Raw genomic sequence first — 25,480 nt, 5'->3', positions numbered from 1 at the left:
CCCCACATAACGTTACCATGACATTCTTTCGCTCTACCTATTCATATGCTGCACCACCAAGGAGGCACTGACTCTCGATGTTAGAATTTTTGCAGGGTGCTTCCTACGGGCTGTTCCTGAGCTGCCTGCCCTGGACTCTCATCGGGCTGATCAAGCCGGAACGGGCGTTACCCGACACCTCTGCTGGGCGGCTCCAGGTACTATTACGCTATGCACTGGCCGCACCTTTTATCAGCTTACTGATGTGGCTGACGTCTCTGTGGGGAGGCTTTGGTGTCAGCTTGATCGGCTGGTTAGCCGGGTTGTCAGCGATCGCCATTGAAATTCCGCTTGAGCGACGTTTGCGCGGTTGGTATCGCGGCTGGCGACGGCGCCGGCAGGATGACCGTATTCGCCGCCATCAGCAACAACAGCAGGCCCAGCGCGAGCAGCAACGGCGCGAGTCCGGCCTGCTAGAGCTAGACCCCGACTCGCCTCCGCAAGATGCCGACGAGGTTGTGTTAGCGCTATGCCGTGCCAAGCAAGGGCTCAGCAACGCTGGGCGCAACGATTTAACCCAGCAAGTGGACCGGCTCTATAGTCGTTACCGCCATGTGCTCAGTATTCTGAATGAACGCTTCGCGCCTGGCGAGCTAGCCCACGCTAGAGCGCAACAGCTTGTGGTAGATGTTTGTCATGGCGCTCAGGACAACTTAGACACCATGATCGCCCAGGCGCGTGGCATCAGAGGTATGGATGTTGCTTACATCCAACGCCGTCTGGGCAGCGAGGCTGCGCGACTTTCAGCCAGCGAAACCGATGCTCTCCGTCAGCGCATGGCGCTCATCGAGCAGACCGAGCAATCAATACGCCAGCTCGTTGCTCGTCACGAGCAAGCGCTAACCGCGCTAGATAATGCCGCCGTATCACTGTCACGACTGGACACCTCACGGCCGCGTTCGGCTCAGAGTGCAGAAGTGGCCTGTGGTGAACTTCGCCGCTTTGTTGAAGGCGCCGAGCGCTATCGCCACCCGCAGCGCTGACGACCTGAAGACTACTCAGAGGGAAACGCCCCATGACCGACACACCGCGCCACGACCCGCTGTCACTGCCGCCCATCGAGCATCTTGCCGAAACGCTGGAAGCCTCTAGCAAAGCCACTCATCACCAAGACACCCCAGACCCCGAACTGTCCGAGCGCGCCAATGCCTTTGTGCGCGACGTGCTCAGCGAAGGCGCGGATTCCATCGAGCGCCAACGCAGAGCAGTAGATGAAATGGGCCTGGAGCTACAGCATCAGGCCGCACGACAAAGCGAGATGCTCAAAACGCCGCTACGCCAGTTAGCCAGCCAGGGCGAAGACGGCGGCCCCGTGGCGCGAGCACTCCAGGATTTACGCGGCCGCATGAGCAGCCTAGACCCACAGCAGCATCACCTAGAACCCAAACCGATGGATCGGCTGTTACGCCTGATCCCTGGATTCACCACCCGAGTACAACGCTACTTTCAGCGCTTCGAAACAGCCCAACAAGCCTTAGACGCGATCATCGCTGAGCTCACTGCTGGGCGCGACAGCCTCAGCCGCGACAACATCACCCTCAACGACGACCAGCAGGCCATGCGCCAAATGCTCGATCAGCTGCAACGTCAGGTCGAACTGGGACGCCTGATTGATGCGCGCATGACCCGCTCGCTCAGCGAAATCATCGACGAGCCGCGCCGCCGCTTCGTCGAGGAAGAGCTGCTGTTTCCGCTGCGCCAGCGTGTACTGGATATCCAGCAGCAGCAGGTAGTCTGTCAACAGGGCGTGCTGGCGCTGGAAGTTATTATCCGCAACAACCGCGAGCTGATGCGTGGGGTGGACCGTGCCGTCAATGTCACCGTCTCCGCACTTAGCGTCGCCGCTACCGTCGCACTGGCATTAGCCAACCAGCGCCTCGTGCTGGACCAGGTTGAGTCGCTCAACCAAGCTACCAGCGAAACTATCGCTGGCACCGCTCAGTCACTGCGCCAGCAAGGCGTAGATATCCAGACCCGTGCCACATCAGCCAGCCTGAACATGGACTCTCTAGAACAAGCCTTTGGCGACGTTATGGGAGCCATTGACGACTTATCGCGCTATCGCCGCGAGGCACTCCCCCAAATGGCCGACCAGATTGACCGCTTGGATGCCCTGTCAGGCAAAGGGCACGATGCTATCGACCGACTGGAACGCGGCTCGCGCATCATTGAGCATGACAACAACATCAACAAAAAAAGCAGCAATCAACCGTCAGATGACAAAACGCAATGAGTACGGTTAGGCGCGAAGCAACAGCCAGCCAATCGCCCCGCTCGCTAGCACCACGTCGGGAAATTTTTGGCTGGGCGATGTTCGACTTCGCTAATCAGGCCTACACCCTACTGATTATCACTGTCGTCTTTGGCGAGCTATTCACCACCGTAATTGTTGGCGACCGTGGCGACGATTACCGGCTGGCCAATCTCCTGTGGAGCCTGGCGCTGGCGCTGAGCTTCTTGCTGGTCGTAGTCACTGCCCCACTGTGCGGGGCCATCATGGACTATCAGGCGTCACGCAAGCGGTTTCTGTTCATGAGCTACCTGGCCACCGTCATCACTACCGCCCTGCTGTATTTCGTGACGCCGGGCATGGTATGGCTGGGTATGGTGCTGATTATCGCGTCCAATTACGCCTACTCCATGGGCGAGTCGTTTATTGCGTCATTTCTTCCCGACTTAGGCCCTCCCGAATCACTGGGTAAAATTTCCGGATTTGGCTGGTCGCTAGGCTATGTTGGCGGCCTATGCGCCGCTGGCTTCACGCTGATGGTGCTGGGTGAAACCAGCGCGGAGAACTTTGAGCGATTACGTTGGATCGGCCCCTTCGCAGCGGGCTTCTTTCTGATTACCGCGATTCCTACCTTCATGTGGCTGCGCGAGCGCGGCACATCTCAGCCTCACACCCAACCCTACTACCGCATTGCCCTTAACCGTGTGACCACAACCCTGCATGAGCTTCGCCACTTCCGCGATCTCGCCATTTTTCTGGTATCGCTACTGTTCTCCATGGCCGGCGTTTACATCATCATCGCCTTCGCCTTCATTTATGGCGCTCAAGTCATCGGCTGGGACAGCACCACACGCAACATCATGTTCATTATCGTACAAATCACAGCGGCGGCTGGGGCACTAGGATTTGGCGTGCTGCAAGACCGCATCGGCACTCGCGCAACCTATTTAATGACACTCGTTATGTGGATAGCAGCAATTCTCGCCATCTGGGCCACACCTGAGTTAACAGCCTGGCTGAATGCCCACTTCCTCCTGAACTGGGAGCCACAACAGCTGTTTCTGGTGGTGGGTTGCCTAGCGGGGTTGAGCCTTGGCTCAAGCCAGTCGGCTAGCCGCGCGTTAGTCGGGCTGTTCTCTCCACAGCACAAAGCGGCTGAATTCTTTGGCTTCTGGGGCGTCGCCAACAAACTCGCGGGTGTTATCGGTATCATCGGCTTGGGTCTGTTACAGTCAGTCGTAGGGCTTCAAGCCTCAATACTGTTCTGCGCAGCACTATTTTTCATCGCCATTATCATCTGTTTATGGGTGAACCAGTCTCGCGGACAACAGGCGGCTAAAAACTGGGATGCCCGCCACGAAGGTGAACGCTCAACCGATTAAGGAGCACTCCACTATGAATTGGACGCAGCAATTGGGCCTTAAATTTCCTATTCTTCAGGCTCCCATGGCGGGCGCTCAGGGCGTCGCCATGGCGGCAGCCGTGTCCAATGCTGGCGGGCTAGGCGCCATTCCCAGTGCATTACTCTCCAGCGATGCACTGGATGACGCATTACGCGAGTTTCGGCGCGCCACTTCAAACGCTTCATCAGCAGCAGTGAACCTCAACTTCTTCACTCATGTTAATCCACCAGATGATGCCGCCGCCCAGGCACGCTGGCGTAAGGGCCTGGCAGCATATTACACAGAGTTCGGCGTCACGCCGCCCACCGCCGCCGGTGCGGGTAGAAATCCGTTTGATGCCGCTTGCTGTGAGGTATTGGAGCACCACCAACCGGAGGTCGTCAGTTTCCACTTCGGCCTACCTGAAACAGCATTGCTTAAGCGAGTCAAAGCGTGGGGCGCTATCGTGCTTTCTAGTGCCACAACGGTAGAAGAAGCCGTATGGCTAGAGGCCCATGGCGCAGATGTCATTATCGCTCAAGGGTTAGAGGCGGGTGGGCATCGCGGTATGTTTCTGACCCAAGACATTACCACCCAGATTGGTACCCTGGCGTTATTACCTCAGGTGATCGATGCAGTATCTGTGCCTGTCATCGCCGCTGGCGGTATTTGCAGCCCTCGCGCCGTCAGCGCCGCTATAGCGCTTGGCGCATCCGCTGTACAGTGCGGCACGGCATTTTTGTGCTGCCCGGAAAGCCTGATTAACGACCTGCACCGCGACAAACTCACCAGTGAGCAAGCTCGACATACCGCGCTGACCAACCTGCATACCGGACGGCCCGCGCGCGGCATCGTCAACCGCCTGATGCGTGAACTTGGGCCAATGAGCGCGCTACCACCAGCGTTTCCTCAGGCTGCTGGTGCCCTAGCGGGGCTTCGCAGCGCTGCCGAAGCCAGTGGCCGCAGCGACTTTACCCCGCTATGGGCAGGCCAAGATACCAGCGGCTGTCGACCGGTTCCTGCGGCTGAACAACTGCAGTGGCTGGCAGAAGCCCTACCCTCGAGCTAACCAGCCGCTCTTTAAGGACGGGTGTCAGGCACTCGCAGCACCATCTGCTTGTCGCGTATTTCGATATCAAAGCGCCCAAGAAAGCTCATACCCAGCAGCACCATGTCATCAGACAACCCTGAGCTAATCGAGCCACGCACCTGTTGCGCGGTGATACCGCCCACGCTTATTTCATCCAGCATAGTGAGTTGGCCGCGCACTCGGCCATTGGCTGTCGTGAACCAGGCCTCCCCTTCATGGGGCAGGCCGAGCTGCTTAGCAAGCGGCTCAGGCACCGCGACTGACGTGGCCCCCGTGTCCAGCAGCATAACAACTGGCTCGCCATTAATGCGTCCACTAACGACATAATGACCCGACGCGTTGCGCTCCAGCGTAACACTCGTCCCTGGCGGGGCATCCAACAGATTGGCATTGGGATTCTGACGTGCATCGATAAGGCCACTGAACCACCAGATACCTAAGCCAAAAAGCAGCACCCAGAAGGCCAGCATCATGCCCAATCCTGTGCGTCTTGTTGAAGACGTTTGTGACACCCGCACCTCCCATCAATCATCGTCAGCCCTATCCTACAAGGAAGCACTTAGCTTGGCGCACAAAAAAGCCGCCCTCAGCAACAAGGGCGGCGTTTATTCGGCGCAACAGGCTATTACTGCTTAACGCCCTCAAACGTCACATACAGCTCAAGTTCACGCATCGGCGCTGGGAAGCTGGACATGTCTATTCCGTAATCTTCCAGACTCAGCGTCACCTGCCCTTCAAAGCCAGCACGGTAGCCGCCCCAAGGGTCTTCACCTTCACCGATTAAAGAAACGGGCATTTCAATTTCATGAGTTTCACCGTGCAGTGTCAAATCACCGACCATAACACCTGCACCGTCACCTTCTGGCGTAAAGCTGGTGGACACGAAGGTGGCTGTCGGGTGGGCAGACACATCGAGGAAATCACCGCTCTTGATATGCTTATCACGCTCGGCGTGATGGCTAGTCAAACTGGTTGTATCAACCTCAACACTCACTGCAGAGGCGTCAAGGTTCTCAGGGTCGTACTGAAACTCACCCGTGAAGCTCGGAAAGTTACCCAAAATATAAGAATAACCCAGGTGGTTGATACGGAACTGAACAAAAGCATGCTGCCCCTCGCTGTCGATAACATAGTCTGCAGCCTGTGCTGTAGACATCGCGCCCAACGGGATCAACCCAACACTCAATGCAGCAGCGAGTACACTTTTCTTGAACATGACAATAAGGTCCTTTTTTCCTGATGGGTTAAACGAGGCAATCATTGCCATCAAAAACCCATAACAACTTAAAAAATAGTATGTGAAAAATAGTATGAATTTTTCTATTTACGCGAAGAGAGCATGCGCACCAAGGTGTCGTTCTGGTCAACCCAATGATGCTTAATAGCAGCCAGCGCATGACCACCGGACAGGACCATCAAAGCAATAGCTCCATACCAGTGAACTTTACCCGCCAGCGTCGCCTGGTCAGGCAAGCTGGTAATCAAGGCTGGTACCTGAAACCAGCCAAACACCGAGATAGGATCACCTTCTGCAGTAGAGATTAAATAGCCACTAACCAGAACGCCAACTAACAACACATAGAGTGCGACGTGCCCAGCATCTGCCGCCAAGCGTTCAAAACGTTGTCCATGATGCTGGGGTGTTGGCTGCGCCACGCGCCAACCAAGTCGTAGCAACGTAGCAAACAACAGCAGCACCCCAACCGAGCGATGCCACCAAGGCCCGATGTTATACCAGCTGTCATAGTAGCCCAGCCCCGTCATCCACCAGCCAAGGATAAAAAGCCCCACCACCGCGACAGCGCTAAGCCAGTGCAGCACAATGCTGATAAGCCCCCAACCAGTACGCGTATTTGTCAACATAGCTCTTTTCTCAAATGCATCCTGAAATAATGTTTGGCTGAAACACTGGTTGGGCAAATACGTTTCAGCGCATGGTTTTCAGCGCATTGCTCCAGTGCGCCATGGTGTCCAGCATGACCTTCGCACTCTGCTCATGCATCTCAGTTGGCACAAAGGCGCCGTCTTCGAGGTGGTCAAATACCATAGGGATCATCACCTGTTGCTTAACCGGCACCATTTCCATGGTAGCCAGAAGATGTTTGGCAACCTCCGTTGAACGAATACCGCCTGAAATGCCCCCATAACTGACAAATCCAGCAGGCTTGTAGTTCCATTCTTTGTACAAATAGTCCACTGCGTTAACAAAAGACGGCGGCGGAGCGTGGTTATACTCCGGTAGCACAAAGACGAAAGCATCCGACTCATCAACAATCTTCGCCCACCGCTTAGTATGCTCGTGCTCGTATTTTTGCATACTAGGGTGATTGGGCTCGTCCAGCAGAGGAAGGTTGATTTCCTTAAGATCGACAAGCTCAATCTCGAACCCTGCCGACTCGCCTTTTGCATAACTGTAAAACCAGTCAGCAACACTTTTACCAAGCCGGGTGGGGCGAGTACTGGTCAGTACGATAGTCAACTTCATCGTGAGATCCTTTTTTAGCAATGGGCATTTTCAGCCACGAGAAAGAATAATAATTACTGCAATGTGGACAGCCTACCTGCTTAATCATACTAGAAAGTGTCACTATTCAGCGCATAATGAACGAATATTCCGATCAATTAACAACGAGCATTCCATGGCACAACGAATCCCCCGCATCAGTCTCGAACAGTGGGTAATACTGCAAGCGGTAGTAGAAGAAGGCAGCTATGCCAAAGCGGCCGAGGCGCTTAGCCGTAGCCAGTCATCGATTAGTTATGCATTGAAAGGTATGCAAGAACAGCTGCCTGTCAAAGCGCTGACGATTCAAGGGCGCAAAGCGGTGCTGTCATCGGCAGGGGAAACACTACTACGCCAAGCCCGGGTGCTGATCAATGATGCTCTGAATCTAGAGTACTTGGCGAGCAACCTGGCCGAAGGCTGGGAAACCGAGGTGCGCTTAGCCGTAGAGGCTATTTTCCCAACCACATTACTCAGCCAAGCCATGGCAACCTTCGTGCCTGAAAGCCGAGCGTCACGGGTTCAGCTCATCGAGTCAGTGCTGTCTGGCACCCAAGAGACCTTACTCAACGGAGAGGCAGATTTAGCCATTATCCATCATTTGCCGCCGGGCTTTCTTGGGCAGTCGCTGATTAACGTGACCTTCCTGGCAGTGGCCCACCCTGAGCACCCGCTCCATCAGCTAAATCGTGAGTTGACTCATAATGATCTGCGCGCTCATCGCCAGTTCGTCGTCCGAGATTCAGGTATTAAACGTCGACAGGATTTTGGCTGGCTCGCTGCAGAACAACGCTGGACCGTCACTCAGCTCAACACGTCCATTCAATTCATCAAAGACGGGCTAGGGTTTGCCTGGCTACCTTATGACCACATTCAGGCAGAACTGGACGCTGGCCACCTTAAACCGCTCCCCCTTGCTGAAGGAGGGCAGCGCCAAGTGGAACTGTTTTTAGCCTATGCCAATCGCGATGCGGCAGGCCCTGCAACCCATGCCTTGGCGCAATCGTTAAAAAATGCCTGCCAGCTATGGAGCTCACAACATAAACAACAAATTAGCACTTGATAGACAAGTTAGGTGTCAATCTAGCCCACAGCCACCGCCGAGCTTCGGCAATAACGGTCTCTACCCTTTACATGAATCAACAAGATCATTCAGGAAACCTGCCTCTGGTGTTATTAGCGATTCTGACCAGAATCAACATGATGGGCACTTCCACCAACACCCCGACAACCGCAGCCAACGCGGCTCCTGACTGAAGTCCAAACAAAGCAATTGCCGCTGCTACCGCCAGCTCAAAGAAATTACTCGCCCCTATCAGTGCTCCTGGCGCCGCAATACAGTGGCGCACATGCCAGAATTTCGCCCAGCCATAAGCCAAATAGAAGATGAAAAACGTCTGTACGATCAGTGGGATAGCAATCAGAACGATGTGCAGAGGATTGTCCAAAATCACCTCCCCCTGAAAGGCAAACAGCAATACCAGTGTGGCGATTAATGCAGCAGGCGTAATAGGCGCAAGGCGCGTCAAGAAGACGTCGTCATACCAACGCTGCCCCTGACGACTGACCACCAAGCGTCGGGTTAAGTAACCCGCCAACAAAGGAATCACGATATACAGCACAACAGAGAGAATGACGGTGTTCCAAGGCACCTGAATATCTGAAATGCCTAACAAAAATACAACGATCGGCGCAAAAGCAAACAGCATGATCACGTCATTTAACGAGACCTGTACCAACGTGTAAGCCGCATCGCCTTTCGTAAGGTAGCTCCACACAAACACCATTGCCGTACACGGAGCGGCACCAAGCAGAATGGCCCCGGCGAGGTATTCGCTCGCCAGCTGATGTGGAATCAACGGCTTAAATACCACCATCAAAAAGAACCAAGCAATGGCGAACATAGTGAATGGTTTAATCAACCAATTCACTACCGTCGTAATCGCCAGCCCCTTAGGTTCTTTGCGAACGTCCAGCACTGCATTAAAGTCAATCTGAGCCATCATTGGAAAAATCATTGCCCAGATCAGTATCGCGACAGGAATCGACACCTGCGCATATTCGAAGCTAGCTAACGTCTGAGGCACCGACGGTGCAAATTGGCCAAGCGCAACACCTACCACTATCGCCAGCAACACCCAAACTGACAGGTAACGCTCAAACCACCCCATGCCACCATTGGCGGTTTGTTTTGATGGTTCATCAACATTTTGATTCATGAGTTCGCCTCAGAGAGAGCCTTGGTTCACGCGGCGGGAAACGTCTTCTGCGCTTTCCACTCGCTCGGAGTAACGGTCTGTCAAATAGTCGCTACGCCCACGAATCATCAAAGTGAACTTAGCCAGTTCTTCACAAACATCCACAACACGAAGATATAAAGGCGAGGGCTTCATGCGGCCATCATCATCAAATTCGGTAAACGCCTTCGGCACCGAAGACTGATTAGGTATCGTCACCATGCGCATCCAGCGACCGAGAATACGCATTTGGTTAACCGCGTTAAAACTCTGACTACCACCTGACACCTGCATCACGGCTAACGTTTTTCCTTGCGTCGGACGAACGCCACCCAGAGATAGTGGGATCCAATCAATTTGCGCTTTCATCACCGCCGTCATGGCACCATGGCGCTCTGGGCTGACCCATACCATCCCCTCGGCCCACTGCGCCAGCTCACGCAGCTCCTGCACTTTAGGGTGATCTGTCTGCGCATCATCCGGCAGAGGCAAGCCACTGGGGTTAAACGTGCGCACCTCACACCCAAACCAACGCAACACCCGCCCTGCTTCTTCGGCCACAAGGCGAGAATAGGAACGCTCACGTAACGAGCCATACAACACCAAAATGCGCGGCGCCTGCTGAGGCACAACCGCGCCTAGCTTTGTCGCATCAATAGGAAGAAGTTCTGATGCGTTAATATTGGGAAGGTCTACCAGCGTATTGACGTCGCTCATCTCACGACTCCTTGATAAGGAATGACTTCGCCATCTTCCTTAGTGAAATGCGCAACAGGGTTATCCAAAAGCTCCAGTACGGTTTCCGAAGGACGACATAACCTTGCTCCCTTTTGCGTCACGACAATGGGGCGATTAATCAGGATCGGTTCAGCCATCATGGCATCGATCAACTGATCATCCGTCAACGTCGAGTCATCCAACCCCAACGCCTCGTAGGGGGTTCCCTTGCGCCGTAGCAAGTCTCGGGGACGGATCCCCATCATCGACAACAGCTCAATCAGCCGCTCTCGACTGGGAGGCGTTTTAAGGTATTCAATAACGTCAGGAGGCTGACCAGAGGCCTTCATCATCGCCAACGTATTACGCGACGTACCGCAGTTCGGATTGTGATAGATCTGGGGGAGCATGTCGTCTCACTCTGGCACTTTGCTTGAAGAGCATGGGTTTGAAGAGCACTGGTTTGAAGAACATTGGTTTGAAGAACGCTGGTTTGAAGAACTTTGGTTTGAAGAACTTTGGTTTGCAGAGCAATCGCTCAGACACTTCGCTAAGGGATCACACACCTCGGGGTGCCCCGCGCAACAATCGCGCACCAGAAAGCTAATGGCTTCCTGCATATGAGTCAGGTTCGCTCGATAGATAATCGAGCGCCCTTGGCGACGGGATGTCACCAAACCTGCCCGTGACAACACAGACAAGTGTGCCGACATCGTGGCATGCGGTACCGATAGCTGCCTTGCAATCTCACCAGCAGGCAACCCACATGGTTCTTGGCGTACCAGCAGACGGAAAGCATCCAGACGTGTTTCTTGAGCCAGCGCGGAAAAACTTGCAATCACATCAAATGTTTTCATATTTCCAAAAATATAAAAATATTATTCATCAGTCAACCATCCATCCGAAGTGCTATCCTGCTGAAGCTAATCAGCACCGAGGAAAGATCCCACTATCCCTTCCTTAGCCCCCGCATAAAGTATGCTACCGCCGATTAGTAACTCTCATCGGTAGGCTCTATGCTAAAGGCTTGCGAAGGGCTCTCGTTTATTGCGGCTGTCAGCACTCGGGCAAAATGCGTTGCCGAGGGTAAGCCGCCAAAACTCCAAATCGCGGGCAGGTTGACCACATCGCCTCGCTTAACACTCGCCACTGCCTGCCATAGGCCACTGTCTTCAAGCGCCTCAGCAACGCCTACAGGATACGGTTTGACCACCACGAAACGTGCCTGATCAAAGGCAGCAAGCTGCTCAATCCCTACTAAGCTAAAGCCCCAGGCATTGGTTGGCTGCTGCCAAGCATTTTCCAAACCAAGCCGGTTCATTACAGCATCAAACAAGCTATTAGCGCCGAATACACGGGCATGGCGAGCATCCATGAACTGCACAACAATCAACGGCCGAGCGGTGTCCGGCAGACGTTCTGCCAGATCATCAACTTCCTGGCGTGATGCGCCGATGAGCCGTTCAGCGGCTGCCTCCCGTTCACTGAGCACACCCAGCTTGCGCGTCAGTGTCTCAAGCCCTAACCACACCGGCTCGTCGGGCACATACATCGAGAAGGTGTCAACCGGCGCAATCGTCGACAGACGGGGTTTAAGACTGGCAAACATCGGTGAAATCACAATAGTGTCGGGGACAAGGCTCACCAGCAACTCAAGGTTAGGTCGAGAGCGCAACCCCATATCAACAACCGACTCAGGCGTGGCCTGCCCCACCCAACTGGCGTAGTCATGTGTTTGAGCTAAGGCCACTGGGGGTGCCTGAAGAGCCATCAACGTTTCAGCCAGCGTCCAGTCAAGGCTCGCAACGCGAGGTGCCGCCAGAGCAAGGGGCATCAGCGCTACAGGCAGTATGGCGACCAACGCCGCCTTCAGCATACGAGATGCCAGCAACCGGCGAAGCAGAAAACACGTAGATGAGAACACCGTACGCAGCGAATTAATCCATCGATATGACAAAACCGTCATCGTAGAAATAACACCGAAGTAAGAGCGTGATGGGATGAGATACCACAGGTTGATTGTTCAGTGAACCAGGGCAACCGCATGTTCACCGCTGGGATGAGCTATAACCGGCATCGCAATACCGTAGAGACTTTCCAGCACATCACTGCGCATTAACTGAGCTGGCGACCCTTCCGCAATGACCCGCCCCGTATGCAAAGTAAGGTGGGCTTACCCAAGCCGTGGTGACCAATCAGGCCGTAAACTTTCCCCGACGCTAAAGTCAGCGTCGTGGGATGTAGCAGACATCGCCCTAGAACCTCGAAGGTGGCAGCGCGAATATTATACATTCGGTCCTCCGCGTCGCTTGCTAAAAGCAAACGACGCTGTAGACAAGCTCAACAATAATACATGTCGCTTCGGCCAATGCAGCAAAACACTAACCTAGAAGCGATAATTTAACGTGGCTTTGACGCTGCGCTCAGCGCCGAAATAACAAAATTCCAGCGAGTTGCATGACGCCACATAGCTTTTATCCAGCACATTATTCACGTTAAGACGGGCAGACACTCCCTCAAAACCCACCTGACTGAAGTCGTAACCCAAGGTGGCATCTACCAAGGTGTAATCAGGCACTTGCTCGGTGTTAGCACGGTCGGCTTGAATATCCGCGTAGTAACGCACCCCAAGCCCGGCATTCAGCCCCGCCAGCGGCCCGCTCATTACATCGTAATATCCCCACGCAGAGGCAAGATGTTTCGGTGCATAGATGGCACTGTTGCCCTCATTTCCGTCATCACTTTCTGCATAGGTAATATCCGTGTAGGCATAGCCCGCTTGCAGACGTAACGCGTCAGTAATGTTTGTACTCGCCTCAAGCTCAACGCCCTGCGATCTAATTTCACCTACCGCACGATAAGGGTCTGTCGGCTGCTCTTTAGTGGCTACATTTTCCTGGTTGATATGGAACAGTGCGACAGAGTACTGGTCCTGCGTGCCGCGAGGTTGGAATTTCAGCCCAGTCTCAACCTGTTTACCTTTCATCGGCTCAAGCACATCACCCGAGGCATCAACAAAGCTAGTGGGCGTGAATGATGTAGAGTAACTCAAGTACGGAGACACACCGTTATCAAAGGCATACAACAAACCTGCGCGGCCACTGAACTGAGTGTCATCCAGCTTACTGGTGGCATCCGTATCACGGTTTCTGTTGTTGATATCGACCCAGTCATAGCGCCCACCCAGAGTCAGGTGCCAACGGTCCCAGCTCAGCTGATCCTGCAGGTAAACACCGACCTGCTCGAATTCATGCTGCTCACGGGTGGTAACCGCAATATCGCCGATGGGGCCAGCGCCATAGCTTGGATTGAACGCATCAATCGCCGGAAAAGCCCCCGAGGCCCAATCCACGTTGTTATCACGGGTTTGGTAATCAAGCCCTGCGAGCACGCGATGTTTGACTTCCCCTGTTGAGACGCGTGTTTCCAACTGGTTGTCAACAGTCCAGGCCTTTAGCGACTCGTCGCCACCCGAGTAGTAGCGATTCAGCGTAGTCTCACTAGCCCAGTCATAGGCATACACCTGACCTAACTCGACATCGGAGTTCAAGTAGCGGACTTTCTGACGCGCGCTGATAGTGTCGCTAACACGGTGTTCAATATCATAGCCCAGTAACGTCTGGTTACTTTTGAATTTGTCGTAACTCTCTTCGCCTTCAAAGAAATTGTTACTGATGCGGTGCCCCATCCGCGTACTCACTGTTCCTTCAAACGGCAAGCCAGCATGATAGCCCCCCTTCGGCTGCCTAGAAACATAGGCCATCAGGCCCAGCGTGGTGTCATCCGTAATGTCCCAGGTCAGCGATGGCGCAATGGCGTAGCTTTCTTCTTCAACTGAGCCAAACTGAGTATCTGCACTCCGCGCGGTACCTGTAATGCGAAAAGCCGCGCGCTGCTTGTCATCCACGCTACCGGTCACATCAAATGCCGCATGTTTCTGGCTATTATTGCCTAGCCCTATTTGTAGCTCGCCAGTGGGCGTGCCTGTGAAACGGGGACGCTTACTGGTCAGTGCCACCAAACCACCCGGCGACGACCGGCCATAAAGAACCGAGGCCGGCCCCTTGACCACTTCGATAGATTCCAGCATGTATGGTTCGATACTCAATGAGCTGTACGAGTTAATGTCTCCCATCAGCTTCAAGCCATCGAGAAACGTATTACTCAAACTGCCATCGGAAAACCCTCGCAACACAATATAGTCGTAACGGTTCGAGGCACCGACCTGATTAGTATAAACACCCGGCGTGTAGTTCAGTGCGCGCTGAACCGTCTGGGCTCCTCGTCGCTCAATATCTTCAGCAGAAACTATCGATGTGGCTTGGGGCGTTTCCAAAAACGGAGTCTCTGTTTTGGTCGCCGCCTGGGCCGTCACCGTCATCGACGCAAGGGCTAATGGAGCCTCGGCCTCACGATTTTCATGGGCCGAAGATGTATCAAGTGCACTACCTTGAGCCAGCACCATTGAGGACATGCTCACCGCAAGCAAACCAGACCCAAACTTCGCGGCAACAAACACTGCTGGGGGGAACTGTGTGCAAAAACGCATACTGTTTACTTATCCTTTTGGGCCTCCGTCGCGTGGGCGACGCATTGAGGCTAGACTTGAGATTAATCAGTAATGCGAATTATTACATTTTAGCACTGGGCGTCGGCTATGCGAAATGACAAAAGCGCTATGCGAAATGACACAAACATCACGCTTAGCAGAACTTAGCCAGCCCCAACCCACAGCACTAGCCCACAGCACTTGGTGATATGCCGAAACGACGACGAAACGCAGTAGAAAAATTGGTGGCGTGGTTATAGCCACTTAAGTAGGCAGCCTGCTGCACGCTATGGCCTTGTTCAAGCAACTGATAGGCCAGCTGCAAACGCCGTTCACGAAGGTAATCGAACAGCGACAAGCCGTAATAGCGTTGAAATTTGGTGCGCAGACTTGATGGGCTCATTGATGCCTGCCGCGCCAGCCCTGCCAGGCTGTGGGGCTCAGCAGGCGCTCTGTGAAGCTGACAGCGGACTCGCTCCAAACGCTCTCGCTCACCAGGCGTAACACCAAAGCGCTGAGCACGCGCTTCACACGGTAGTCCATGAGAAAGCAATTGCAGACAAATTGCCTCTAACAACAAGCAGCGCTGCCCATCAAAGGACTGAGGTGTCGCAATTTGCTCAAGCATCGGCGTGACATAACCCGGTAGCGACCATAAATGTAGCTGCGGCCTACCGGCGTCCAGCAGCGAACCAAAAGCCGCTTGCTGATTTAACACACTAATGGCGCTATCACCCAATGACAGGTTCAACGTTTTCAAGCGCTGCCCCGCGGCCTGGTGAACACGCAGAGGAAACTGCTCAGCAAGACTCACACTCATAGCACTACCGGCACTCAACCGGTGCTGCCGCGAGTTAATGCAAACGTCGATTGATCCTTCCAGAACAATGCAAATAAACAGTGGAGCAGCCAAACGAGAACATGAGCCATAAGATGCCAGCACATCAACATCAGAAAACGTCATTAACCAATCAGAGCGCGGCATCTCTTCAAGCACTCGGCCACTCAGGATAGGATGCGATGGTTTTTTTCCCGTACGAATTCCCTTCACAGAGGTTTCGTCAGCAAACGCTTCATCACCAAAACAATAGTGAATACCATGTCGTGCACCGAACCTTTCCAGGTCCCTCGCACTAATTTGCATAGGTAGCAGGCAATTAGACGCTCTACCAACATGTTGCTGATCAAGGTGCGGCATTGGCTCGCTCACCCCACCGCAACATTCTTGTTAGTTTGCAGGCACGGACGTTTTTGAGACGGCTCGCCCTCTGGCGGCGCAAGATGCTTAAGAGAACCATGATAAAGGTGAGAAAGGGCTGACATCATGAAACACTCAGGAGTCGGAAGAAAAACCGCCACCCATGACGGCCTAAAAGTTCTTCAGCGGCCCCTCAGCATACACTTACTGAGAATAGCTATCAAACGCACAGGAGTTCGCTTTTCATTATCATCATGTAACAATGAATCGCGTCTTCCCACCTACCTGGTTTTTTCTTACCCTCAGACTTCACATACCAAAACACCAAAAAACACTCCAACCCTTACTGAACATGCAGTCTCTCACGAAAACTCGTGCTTCAAATCCAGCGTTGACTCGACACCCAGACGCTCATAATTTTCATCGAGAAAAACGCTAGCCGATTCTCGACCAATATCCCGCAGGTGTACCAAAAACTCCCATTCAGCATTCAATTTACTGGAAGCTGATAATCCACCCAGCTGCTCAGTCGCTTCAATACGATGCATTAAAATATTTGCATAGTAGTCTTCATTCAATTTATTTTCTTTCAAAAGACGGTGCACAAACTCAATGCCGCGCAACTCTCTTAACAGAGACGTATTGAACGAAATTTCGTTAATACGATTCTGTATTTCCATGGCGGTTCTTGGTGTCTCGTTGCGTTCAACCGGGTTAATTTGAACAACCAATATATCTTTCGACTTAGTGGAGTGATACAGAGGATACAGCGGCGGGTTGCCAACATAGCCGCCATCCCAATATGGCACACCATCAATTTCAACCGCTTGATAAATTGTTGGAAGACATGCAGACGCCAGAATCATCTCCGCCGTGAGCTCTTCACGCTCAAATACTTTTATTTTTCCTGAGTGAACATTAGTTGCAGCAATGAACAGTTTTAATTTGCCACATGCCCTTACTTTTTCAAAATCAATCGTGGATTCAACCAGGTTACGCAGCGGGTTAATATTCAATGGATTGATATCATAAGGAGAGGCGACTCGACTAAGCAGGTCAAACATCACATTGGTCGGCGAATACCCCATGTTCCAGTTACCGGTCAAAACACTCAGGGGGCTTCGCTTTATGGGGCTGAACTTCCCCATCTGCGCCACCTGCCACCAAAAGGTTTCAAGCGACTCCCGCGCGCCCTCGGCACCATTTTCCATGTAGCCCTGCGCCATCACAGCCGCATTCATTGCTCCTGCGCTCGTACCCGAGATCCCCTCGATACTGACGCGCTCATCTTCCATAAAATAATCCAGCACTCCCCAAGTAAATGCGCCGTGGGAACCTCCGCCCTGAAGTGCTAAATTAATCGATTTTTTACGCATATCTTCCGCGCTCCTTGCCCATATACCTGCACGTATGTCATTGGCGATGATGGATGCTTTCAAACTGACAGCACGCCTCACACTCTGGCCTGAAACAACGCAATCATCATGCGCTATGACGATTATCTCTACAACCGCACGTCGATCATCGCCACGACTCACGCCAATGGTGCATGGCAAGAACAGTTTCCTCATCAGAGAAGAGCCTGCCTTAACCCCCCCAGCCCCACGTCTCGGTTTTATAAGCCGGTGGTAAGGCATGATGAAATACAGGGAAAGTGGCCTCGATGCATACTTGATCAAGACCTTGTGATAAATAGGGAGATTGCCCCTGTCGGGTCAGAACGGCATTGCCAGCTGGAAAATCAGCTTGCCGCCCTTGTCGTCCACTATGTCAGAACGGGTCCAGGGAAGCGCGCCGATAACTTGAAAACTCAGCCGTTCCCCTAATACTCCCCCAAGGCCCACGCCATAAGAGCCAAGATACATGCGCCCAGACACGTCGTCAGACCAGGCCGCGCCATAATCCACAAAGGCCGAGGTTGAAAGCGTGGGCAGGAATGCCAGCCCAGCATCGACCTCATGGCTCAGCTGAGCCGAGACCGCTGCACCTTTGTCGCCAGAGATGGTGCCGCTATCGAAGGCCCTGCCATACGTCTCGCCGCCAATACCGAACTGAACAGCGCCCGGCAGGGGCCTGCCAGCATATTGGCCGCGAGCCAGCAATGTCATTGTCGTCGTCTCGCTGAAAGCCTGTGTGTAGTCCAGTTCGGCGGTAACAAAGTGGAAATCGTCCGGCACCTCACCCATATCAATATCCGAGTTTGTGCCGAGATTCACCGCTCCTTCGAGGTTGATCTCTGATGTCTCAAAGCTCTGACTATATTGCAGTGAGTTCGTCACCCAGCGGAGTCGGCTACGGGCTGCGGCCGAACCAAAAACGTCAACGTCATCGTTACGCACCGTCAGCTCAGCCTGCCCCCAGAGCGAGCGCTCCAGCGTCCGCAGAAACGGGTAGGACATAAACGCCGTGCCCATGGCGGATGTCACATCGATGTCCGGCGCGCCGGCTCCCCCGTCGGGGTGTTGGCGCAGGTAAACAACACTGTAGCCCGCGTTAAGCCCGTTCGAGCCGAGCGGATAGCTTTGCATCATTTGAAGCAAGGTCATTCGATCAAGGTGTTGCGGTGTAATGACACCGGTCAAATTGGTGGTCTCGAACCGGCTCAGGACATCGTTAAAGGTCACCACACCGGCCATTTGTAATGGGCCAACAGTGTCGGAACCCAGATTGTCGAGTCCGATCACTCCTGAGCGGCGATCTTGTTCGATTTCTAGGCGCAGCAGCCCGCCGCCCGTCGCACCTTCGGGGCGCACAAACGTCCCTTCAATCGAAAGTCCGGCAAGATCACTCATCAACAACAGTTCACGCTCGGCCGCCTTTACCCGAATCAGATGCATGTCGAGAATACGTTGCAGGTAAGGGGCCAGCCGGGTCTCGATGCCAGGAATATGACTGTTGATCTCGATACGGTCGACATAGCCTTCGAATACCTGCAGCCGGATCTGTCCGTTAGAAAAATCCTGCACCGGCACCACTGTCTTGGAAAAATAGCCCGCAGCGAGATAGGCCGCGTCAACAGCATCTGCCATGCGGTAAAGATCAGCCAACGTAATTTCGGCACCGATTCGACCCTGCCAGATCGGCGTCAACGTCGACAACGGTAGGGTCCGCGCCCCATCAACGCTCACCGAAGCCAGGCGAATACGGATGCTTTTGGCACGCTCTAAGTCGATCTTGTCGCGCTCGTCCTGCACGCCGATAGCGACACGGCCCACCTGAGGCGGCGGTTCGTAGCGCTGTAGGATGACAGTTTGCCCAGATAGGATACGGTTGACGTCTGGCAAGCCCTGCGACAACGCTGGGCCCGCGTAACAGGCACAAAGCAGAGCGACAGCCCCCAGGCGGAGAGCTGAGGAACGGCTGTGCTGGAACAGCAATGTCAGCGTGCTCACTCTGCTGAGTCCGTCGGTGTCATCGAAAACGGATGCCCGAGGGCAACGGATAGCGCTTCAAACACGCGACTCGCGGGCGAGCTGCACGCAAGGTCAGCGGGGTTGTCCGGCAGCACGTCCTCATCCCCACAATCACCCGAAGGGATGTCGCTGTTGGCCTGAACGACGACCGTTGTGTCCGTCGTCGTATCGTAGAACACCGTCGTGTTGTAGCCTGGCAGCTCACCCGTGTGGCCGACCCAGCCGTCAACACAGCCCATGGCGATGCCGTAGCCCGCCGGCTCGGGGAAGGATCGCAGACGCTGCTGCTGCGCCTCCGCGCCCAACAGGCCCTTGCCTGTGCCGAGGGAGCGCCCATAAATCAGCAGGTCATCGAGGGTCGAGATCATTCCGCCTGCCGTCCATCCCCAGGACGGGTCCCAATGCGTCGCGTTCGAGGGCGCAGCCGGCGTGGCAGCATCACCTTGCAGAGTAAATCCCTGCGGATAAGGTTCTGGCATAAGGGCAGCACCGTCAGGGCCGATGGTCTGTGTCAGGCCCAGCGGGTCCAGGATCATCGAAGTAAGGACAGTGTCGATATCTTGCCCAGCCACCTGTTCGATCACGAGCCCCAGCAGCACGGTATTGGTGTTCGAGTAATTAAACTCTTCCCCCGGCGCAAAGATAGGCGAGCCAGGGAAGGCAAAATCAAGCAGGTCCTGCGGCGTATAGTGCAGACTAGGATCCGCGAAGAACTGATCAAGGAAAGGGTCCGCCTGCGTATAGCTCAGCAAGCCACTGGTCATGCTGGCCAGATGGCGCAGGGTAATGATGTCGCCGTTGGGAACGCCAGGCACATACTGGTCGATCGTATCATCGAGCGACAGCTTGCCAGCGTCGGCCAGTTGCATCAGAGCGGTGCCGGTGAAAGTCTTAGTGACCGATCCGACCCGTGTGTGCATGCCGACTTCCATCGCCGCACCGGTTTCGGGGTCCGCAACACCCCAGGCACCGCTCCACCGGCCCTCGGGAGTGACAACGCCCGCAATAATCCCCGGTGCAGCGGCCCCGTCCAACGCCCCACGTGCGGCCGCATCAAGCGCGTCGGCCAGCGCCTCAGGCAGCGGCGTGTCGGGTAACGTGATGGCTGCACGGGCTGTTACTGCTGCTGGGTCGGTCACGCAGAACTGCTGCGCCTGATCTTGAGCCTGAGCCTGCGCCGCAACGGGGGCCGCGAGGGCAAAAGCCACGGTGCAAACAGAGAGGCCGGGCCGAAACCGACGAGCTGTTCTGTGATGGAATCGAATCGCTGTCATGTGCCTGTTCCTTGTCTGTTATGCACTTTCTGCTTGGATTGCTTCGAAACCGAAGATAGCCCATTTCTGATTGCAAACGAACAAGTGTAAAGTTTAATTACGGTTAAATATTGGTATAACCTTCTCCCTACATAAGTCCTTGATCTAGCAGCTGCACTATTCGCGTCGCGTCGTGCGCTATGATCTGAGCCAGGCAGCCCTGAGGCCCCTACAGCATGATTTCGAAAGATATCGAGGTAGACCTATGCGAAAGCATTCTGCTGTGCGGCGACGTACAGGTGAGCTTGCGCCCCAAAACTCTGTCCGTTCTGGTAGCACTGATAGAGCAGCAAGGCGACGTCATCAGCACCGCTGATTTGCGGCGCATGATATGGGGCAACGGCCATGGCAACGAGGCGGGGCCCAAACAATGCATTCGCGAATTACGCCGAGTGCTGGAAGACAACGCCCAAGACACGGGGCTAATCGAGACCGTGGGCCGCCGAGGCTACCGGCTGACGCGCCCGATCCCTCTGATCGGCGCTGCGCCAGAGGGCCTTATGGCGGCGCCAACAGTGCTCTGCCTCGGGCGGGATAAAGAGCTGGACATCCTACGTGACAGGGCCAACGCCGCCAGATGCGGTCGACGGGCGATGGCGTTGATTTCAGGCGAGGCAGGAGCCGGAAAAACACGCCTTTTGGAGGCATTTGTAACGGGTTTACCCCAGCACACGCCGCTGTGGATTGCTCGGGCACAGGCTATTGCTCACCCTGGCGCGCGCGAACCCTACGGACTATTGATGGATGTGTTAACACAGCTCATGGCCGGGCCGGAAGAGGCAACTCTGGCACGACTTCTGCCATTCGTCGCGCCCTCTTGGGCCAAACAACAACCCGGGCGTCGCTCGGAGCCGGAAGCGCTGGACCGTACTCGCCGCGACTCAATGCTACGCGAGTTCTCCGAGCTAATGGAGCGGCTGACCTGTAGTTGCCCTGGTATTCTCGTGCTAGAGGATCTGCACTGGGCAGACCCCAGCACCCTAGCCTGGCTCGCGACCTGGGGGCTACAACGCACACCGGCGCGATTACTGGTTCTGGGCAGCTATCGCGATGACGAATTGGACCGCGCTGGGATGCTTGCGACAACACTGAGTCAGCTACATCGGCAGCCAGATTGCAGCTTGATCCCCCTTGGAGGTCTCGATGAATCGGCAGTGTCCGGATGCCTTGCAGAACGCTTCCAAGGCAACGCCTTTCCTCCTGATTTGGCGCAAGCCCTCACCCACCGAACCGAGGGCCATGCCATGCTCGTGGATGCGGCGGCGGACGTTTGGCAGGCGCAAGGCCTTGTGCAGCGCGACGAGGCTGGCTGGCAGCTTTCCGCCCCACCCGAGGCGCTGGTCGCAACCATCGCCCCAAGTGTTCGCACCCTGATCGAGACCGAACGTACCAGCCGCCTGCTGGCCGAGGAACGCCGCCTGCTTGAAACCGCCAGCGTGGCAGGCCCGATCTTTTCCGCCATCGACCTGGCCGACAACCGCGACGAGATGGAGGCAGCAGAGCGGCAGCTGGAACACCTTGCACGGAACCGGCGGTTCATCACTCACGCGGGCCTCAGCCACCGGCCCGACGGAACGGTGGCCTCGCGCTATGCCTTCCGGCACGCACTACATCACGAAGCACTTTACGATGGGCTGCCGGCAGCGAACAGGCAAGGCACGCACCGAAGGGTCGGTCTGCGGTTAGAGGTCAGCCACGGTCACGCAGCGAGTGAAATCGCCCCCGTGCTGGCCGACCACTTTGAGCGCGGTGCCGACTGGCCGCGTGCCGCACACTATCGCGTGCTGTCAGGGCGGCGTGCGCAGGCGCGCGGCGCGTCCACGGATGCAGCAGAACAATTCCGCCGCGCACGGGGTCTGCTGACCCGAGGCATCGGGACCGGAACGGCGAAACCTGAGGCCGACCGCGCGACCGAACTCGACGCCCTGCTAGGGCTCGGGGCGGCACTCATCGTCTCGGATGGATTTACTGCGGAAGAGCTTCGGGAGGTCTACCGCCGTGCGGGGCATCTCGCTGCCGAAGTCGGCGACCCCGTCACGACGATCCCAGCTCTCGCAGGGCTCTGGAACGATCACCTGACGCGAGCTGAACTGACCCGCGCCGAAGATCTCGCGTTAGGGCTACAGGCACTCGCAGGTCACGCACCGGCCCACATGGCGATGGTCGCCCATAACGCCGTCGGGCAGACCCGGTTTTTTACCGGCGTCCTACCCGCCTGCGCCGCGGAAATCACCGCCGTGCTGGAGATCGCACCGCGCCATGCCGAGCAGGACGGTAATGCCCTCTTCGGTGAGGACCCGGAGGTTGTATGTCGCCAATACGCGGTCTGTGTCGCCGAGCTGACCGGTGCCTCGGCAGAGGCTGAGCGGCACTTCACCGCTGGCAGTGCGCGCGCCGACCGATTGGGCACTGCCTTCGGGCGTGCCCAGATGCTCTGGTGCGGGGCGGTCTGTGCCCGCCTCCGCAGCGATATCGAACTGACCCGCGAGCGGGCCGAAGCGCTTGTTGCCCTATGCCAGAGAGAGGCGGTGCCCGTGTGGGGCGACGCAGGCGAAATGCTGGCAGGCTGGGCGCAGGCAATGGCCGGCGACACAACCGGAGCCTCGCGGATTGCAGAGGGTATCTCTGGCTTCAATGCGATGGACGTCAGGATCACGCTACCCTTCGGCCATGGGCTCGCCGCTGAGGTCGCCGGGAACATGGGCGACCCCATCGCAGGAATGCGCGCCTTGCGGCAGGCGTTCGCAATCGTCCGGGTGAGCGGGGAGCGCTGGTACCTCGCCGAACTTCACCGACTGCGTGCCGGGCTGGCCCAACAAGCAGGCCGCCCCGACATCGCCCGCCGCGCGCTCGCCTGTACCGAAGCCGTGGTACAGGAACAGAGGGAGATCGAACTGATCACGTGAGAATGGCGGTACACAGAGGACAGCCACGCAAGCGATAGAGAGCCTTATATCACACGGCGATGAAAACGTTGGCGGGAATCATCTGCGGCCTTATCTGGCAACCAGGCTTAACCCGACGCGGGGATTTCCACGACGAAGTCAGGCAGGAAGCAAGGGGGTATAAACTCATCAGGATACCCGCCTGGGTTGGCAATAACGCGCGTTCCCATGCAATTAACATCTACTGTTTCGTGAACATGCCCATGTACCCAGAGAGCAGATTTTCCCATCAATCGTGACAGATCCGATGCAAACGCAGGCGAAAGCGCATCACCTTGGTACTGATCTGGGATGCAACTTGCCAGCGGTGCGTGGTGAGTGATGACTACCTTAGGACCAGCAAAAGGCGCGTCCAGCTCGTGTGCCAGCCATTGCACGGCACGCTTGTGGAGTCTTTGGCTTTCTTGCGGGGTAAACGTCACCCCATCAGACTGTTCAATGATGTTAAAATCCGGCATGAAAGCTAGCGCTTTTTCATAGGCTGCGTCTAGGCTATGCTCAGGATCGTTTTCATACAGCCTAAAATCAGTCCAGAGGGTGCTGCCGATAAATTGTATACCGCCTATCTCAACGCTGGTGTTATCGAGCAGATGAATTCCAAGCCTTTCAGCCTCTGATCGCAGCTCAGCAGACAGCTCAGGGATGGAATGCCCATAGTATTCATGGTTCCCCGCCACGTAGATAACCGGCAGATTTGAAAAGCGGTCCGCCGCCCACTGAAGCCCCTTCACGCCCGCATGGATGTCACCGGCAAGTATCACAATATCAGCGGGTACATCGGGTAAGTCGCGAGCATCATCGAAGTGCTCAAGATGCAGATCAGAAATAACTCTCAGACGCACAAGGGACTCTCCAAAATACGTAACATTTCATATATAGCCCTACCGCCAACCCTTAGCAAGCTGGGCGAAAAGCATAGAGAATGCACTTCGTGGACGTATCGTGAAAACAAAGTGCAGCAGGTACGTTTTCAATAATCAGATAACTAGAATGGATTGTGCAGCGGCCTGACAAGATCGCGATAGTAACCATATGAAGTTAATACTCCTTGGCCACAGAAACTGAATACAACACCTGAGTATTTCGCTACGGTATTGTCCCATGTCTTATTGGGCAGGGCCGTATTTTAACGTTACTTCACTTCAACTGAAGCAGCTCACTATTTACTAGAACTACCAACAATCATGAAAATGTTGAACCGGCGCCCGAACCTGACAACGGCCCACCCAGTTATCACACTGTGACATAGGCCAGTTTTCGCCACCCACCGGCGAATACAGTGGCAGAGTGAGTTTGGTCACTAAATCAGGGGGTTTAGGCGCACATTCCTACCGCTAGACGACCGTACCCGAACACGCTCTTGGTTGCGTTTATGTCGCGGTCATACGTGACACCACATGAACGACAGGCCCGCCCTCTTACTCCAAGCCCTGTAATGCCTTTACCTTGCGGCGTTGACTCTGGCAGAGCGCCATAACTCGAACAGGTATGATAAAAACGAAAAAACCGCCCATGATGGCGGCTTTTCTGTTCTGCAATATATTGAAACTACTGTCTTTCCCACTGGTGCCGGCACCAGGAGTCGAACCCGGGACCTACTGATTACAAGTCAGTTGCTCTACCAACTGAGCTATGCCGGCGCGGGACCGACTGCATCACAACATGCAGAACGGATACATGCGTTAGCGTGGCTGGGGTACCAGGATTCGAACCTGGGAATGCCGATACCAAAAACCGGTGCCTTACCACTTGGCTATACCCCAGCAGTCTTGGTGGCCAGAGAGGGAATCGAACCCCCGACACGGGGATTTTCAATCCCCTGCTCTACCGACTGAGCTATCTGGCCGCTGCCAACGGTGCGTAT

General features: G+C 55.2%; 22 protein-coding genes and 3 tRNA genes. 7 read left to right on the top strand and 18 right to left on the bottom strand.

The genetic code is table 11. The features are described 5' to 3' along the window. The first annotated feature begins 77 nt into the window (after positions 1–77). From H616_RS0112560 to H616_RS0112545, 4 genes are read left to right on the top strand one after another with little or no spacing between them, the layout of a single operon-like run. Positions 78–1,022, top strand: a complete 945-nt coding sequence (locus tag H616_RS0112560) for a hypothetical protein (protein WP_027967677.1) — start codon at positions 78–80, stop codon at positions 1,020–1,022. 32 nt (positions 1,023–1,054) lie between these two features. After that, entirely contained in the window at positions 1,055–2,272 is a 1,218-nt protein-coding gene (locus H616_RS14990) for a toxic anion resistance protein (RefSeq protein ID WP_084155901.1), read from the top strand. Beyond that, positions 2,269–3,651 (top strand): MFS transporter, encoded by a 1,383-nt coding sequence (locus H616_RS0112550; protein ID WP_027967676.1) that lies wholly within the window; start codon positions 2,269–2,271, stop codon positions 3,649–3,651. Before H616_RS14990 ends, H616_RS0112550 begins: the two co-directional genes overlap by 4 nt. Positions 3,652–3,664: 13 nt before the next feature. After that, positions 3,665–4,720, top strand: coding sequence for an NAD(P)H-dependent flavin oxidoreductase (locus H616_RS0112545; protein ID WP_027967675.1), 1,056 nt, complete (start codon positions 3,665–3,667; stop codon positions 4,718–4,720). An 11-nt stretch (positions 4,721–4,731) separates the two neighbouring features. Here the strand turns inward: H616_RS0112545 and H616_RS0112540 are convergent, their stop codons facing one another. Continuing rightward, entirely contained in the window at positions 4,732–5,214 is a 483-nt protein-coding gene (locus H616_RS0112540) for a retropepsin-like aspartic protease family protein (protein WP_051234285.1), read from the bottom strand. Between H616_RS0112540 and H616_RS15620 the strand changes: the two genes are divergently transcribed. Further along, on the top strand, positions 5,213–5,377 hold the full coding sequence (locus H616_RS15620; protein WP_156906467.1) for a hypothetical protein: 165 nt from the start codon (positions 5,213–5,215) through the stop codon (positions 5,375–5,377). The two genes, H616_RS0112540 and H616_RS15620, sit on opposite strands and share 2 nt — an antisense overlap. On the opposite strand, the gene H616_RS0112535 is transcribed toward H616_RS15620, so the two are convergent. The 3 genes from H616_RS0112535 to H616_RS0112525 form a co-directional block, all read right to left on the bottom strand. Continuing rightward, the gene (locus H616_RS0112535) at positions 5,367–5,957 is read right to left on the bottom strand and encodes a YceI family protein (protein WP_027967673.1); all 591 of its coding nucleotides are present in this window, start codon (positions 5,955–5,957) and stop codon (positions 5,367–5,369) included. The two genes, H616_RS15620 and H616_RS0112535, sit on opposite strands and share 11 nt — an antisense overlap. Positions 5,958–6,061: 104 nt before the next feature. After that, positions 6,062–6,604 carry a cytochrome b gene (locus H616_RS0112530; RefSeq protein WP_027967672.1) on the bottom strand — a complete coding sequence of 181 codons (543 nt, stop codon included), beginning with the start codon at positions 6,602–6,604 and terminating at the stop codon, positions 6,062–6,064. 64 nt (positions 6,605–6,668) lie between these two features. Further along, positions 6,669–7,226, bottom strand: a complete 558-nt coding sequence (locus H616_RS0112525; RefSeq protein WP_027967671.1) for an NADPH-dependent FMN reductase — start codon at positions 7,224–7,226, stop codon at positions 6,669–6,671. Between the two features lie 154 nt (positions 7,227–7,380). Here H616_RS0112525 and H616_RS0112520 point away from each other — a divergent pair, with 154 nt between their 5' ends. Further along, the gene (locus tag H616_RS0112520) at positions 7,381–8,307 is read left to right on the top strand and encodes a LysR family transcriptional regulator (protein ID WP_027967670.1); all 927 of its coding nucleotides are present in this window, start codon (positions 7,381–7,383) and stop codon (positions 8,305–8,307) included. Between the two features lie 85 nt (positions 8,308–8,392). Here the strand turns inward: H616_RS0112520 and arsB are convergent, their stop codons facing one another. The 10 genes from arsB to H616_RS0112470 all read right to left on the bottom strand — a co-directional run bounded on the left by arsB (position 8,393) and on the right by H616_RS0112470 (position 20,632). Further along, on the bottom strand, positions 8,393–9,463 hold the full coding sequence (gene arsB / locus H616_RS0112515) for an ACR3 family arsenite efflux transporter (RefSeq protein ID WP_027967669.1): 1,071 nt from the start codon (positions 9,461–9,463) through the stop codon (positions 8,393–8,395). A 9-nt stretch (positions 9,464–9,472) separates the two neighbouring features. Then, positions 9,473–10,198 (bottom strand): arsenical resistance protein ArsH, encoded by a 726-nt coding sequence (gene arsH / locus H616_RS0112510; RefSeq protein ID WP_027967668.1) that lies wholly within the window; start codon positions 10,196–10,198, stop codon positions 9,473–9,475. Then, a complete protein-coding gene (arsC, locus tag H616_RS0112505; RefSeq protein WP_027967667.1) occupies positions 10,195–10,608 on the bottom strand; it encodes an arsenate reductase (glutaredoxin) in 414 nt (137 codons plus the stop codon). The genes arsH and arsC overlap by 4 nt, the downstream gene beginning before the upstream one ends. Before the next feature lie 6 nt (positions 10,609–10,614). After that, positions 10,615–11,055 (bottom strand): ArsR/SmtB family transcription factor, encoded by a 441-nt coding sequence (locus tag H616_RS15465; protein ID WP_084155897.1) that lies wholly within the window; start codon positions 11,053–11,055, stop codon positions 10,615–10,617. 134 nt (positions 11,056–11,189) lie between these two features. Beyond that, entirely contained in the window at positions 11,190–12,155 is a 966-nt protein-coding gene (locus H616_RS14985) for an ABC transporter substrate-binding protein (RefSeq protein ID WP_240470596.1), read from the bottom strand. A 429-nt stretch (positions 12,156–12,584) separates the two neighbouring features. Continuing rightward, a complete protein-coding gene (locus tag H616_RS0112490; protein WP_420835263.1) occupies positions 12,585–14,663 on the bottom strand; it encodes a TonB-dependent siderophore receptor in 2,079 nt (692 codons plus the stop codon). A gap of 271 nt (positions 14,664–14,934) precedes the next feature. Next, a complete protein-coding gene (locus H616_RS0112485) occupies positions 14,935–15,945 on the bottom strand; it encodes a helix-turn-helix transcriptional regulator (protein WP_051234284.1) in 1,011 nt (336 codons plus the stop codon). Between the two features lie 362 nt (positions 15,946–16,307). Next, complete coding sequence (locus H616_RS0112480; protein ID WP_240470595.1) at positions 16,308–17,501, bottom strand: patatin-like phospholipase family protein; 1,194 nt, start codon at positions 17,499–17,501, stop codon at positions 16,308–16,310. Positions 17,502–17,660: 159 nt separating this feature from the next. Further along, positions 17,661–19,337, bottom strand: coding sequence for a ShlB/FhaC/HecB family hemolysin secretion/activation protein (locus H616_RS0112475; RefSeq protein ID WP_027967662.1), 1,677 nt, complete (start codon positions 19,335–19,337; stop codon positions 17,661–17,663). Next, a complete protein-coding gene (locus tag H616_RS0112470; RefSeq protein ID WP_027967661.1) occupies positions 19,334–20,632 on the bottom strand; it encodes a serine hydrolase domain-containing protein in 1,299 nt (432 codons plus the stop codon). The genes H616_RS0112475 and H616_RS0112470 overlap by 4 nt, the downstream gene beginning before the upstream one ends. 215 nt (positions 20,633–20,847) lie before the next feature. On the opposite strand from H616_RS0112470, the gene H616_RS0112465 reads away from it, so the two are divergent. Then, on the top strand, positions 20,848–23,577 hold the full coding sequence (locus H616_RS0112465) for an AAA family ATPase (RefSeq protein ID WP_027967660.1): 2,730 nt from the start codon (positions 20,848–20,850) through the stop codon (positions 23,575–23,577). Positions 23,578–23,684: 107 nt separating this feature from the next. Here the strand turns inward: H616_RS0112465 and H616_RS0112460 are convergent, their stop codons facing one another. The 4 genes from H616_RS0112460 to H616_RS0112445 form a co-directional block, all read right to left on the bottom strand. Further along, positions 23,685–24,458 carry a metallophosphoesterase family protein gene (locus H616_RS0112460; RefSeq protein WP_027967659.1) on the bottom strand — a complete coding sequence of 258 codons (774 nt, stop codon included), beginning with the start codon at positions 24,456–24,458 and terminating at the stop codon, positions 23,685–23,687. A 722-nt stretch (positions 24,459–25,180) separates the two neighbouring features. Beyond that, a tRNA-Thr gene (locus tag H616_RS0112455) sits at positions 25,181–25,256 on the bottom strand. A 48-nt stretch (positions 25,257–25,304) separates the two neighbouring features. Next, a tRNA-Gln gene (locus H616_RS0112450) sits at positions 25,305–25,379 on the bottom strand. 7 nt (positions 25,380–25,386) lie between these two features. Next, positions 25,387–25,462, bottom strand: a tRNA-Phe gene (locus tag H616_RS0112445). Positions 25,463–25,480 lie beyond the last annotated feature (18 nt).

Source organism: Halomonas halocynthiae DSM 14573, assembly GCF_000425725.1.
Lineage (GTDB): Bacteria > Pseudomonadota > Gammaproteobacteria > Pseudomonadales > Halomonadaceae > Halomonas > Halomonas halocynthiae.
The sequence above is the reverse complement of the archived record's forward strand: the minus strand, read 5'-3'. Positions and strand labels throughout refer to the sequence as shown.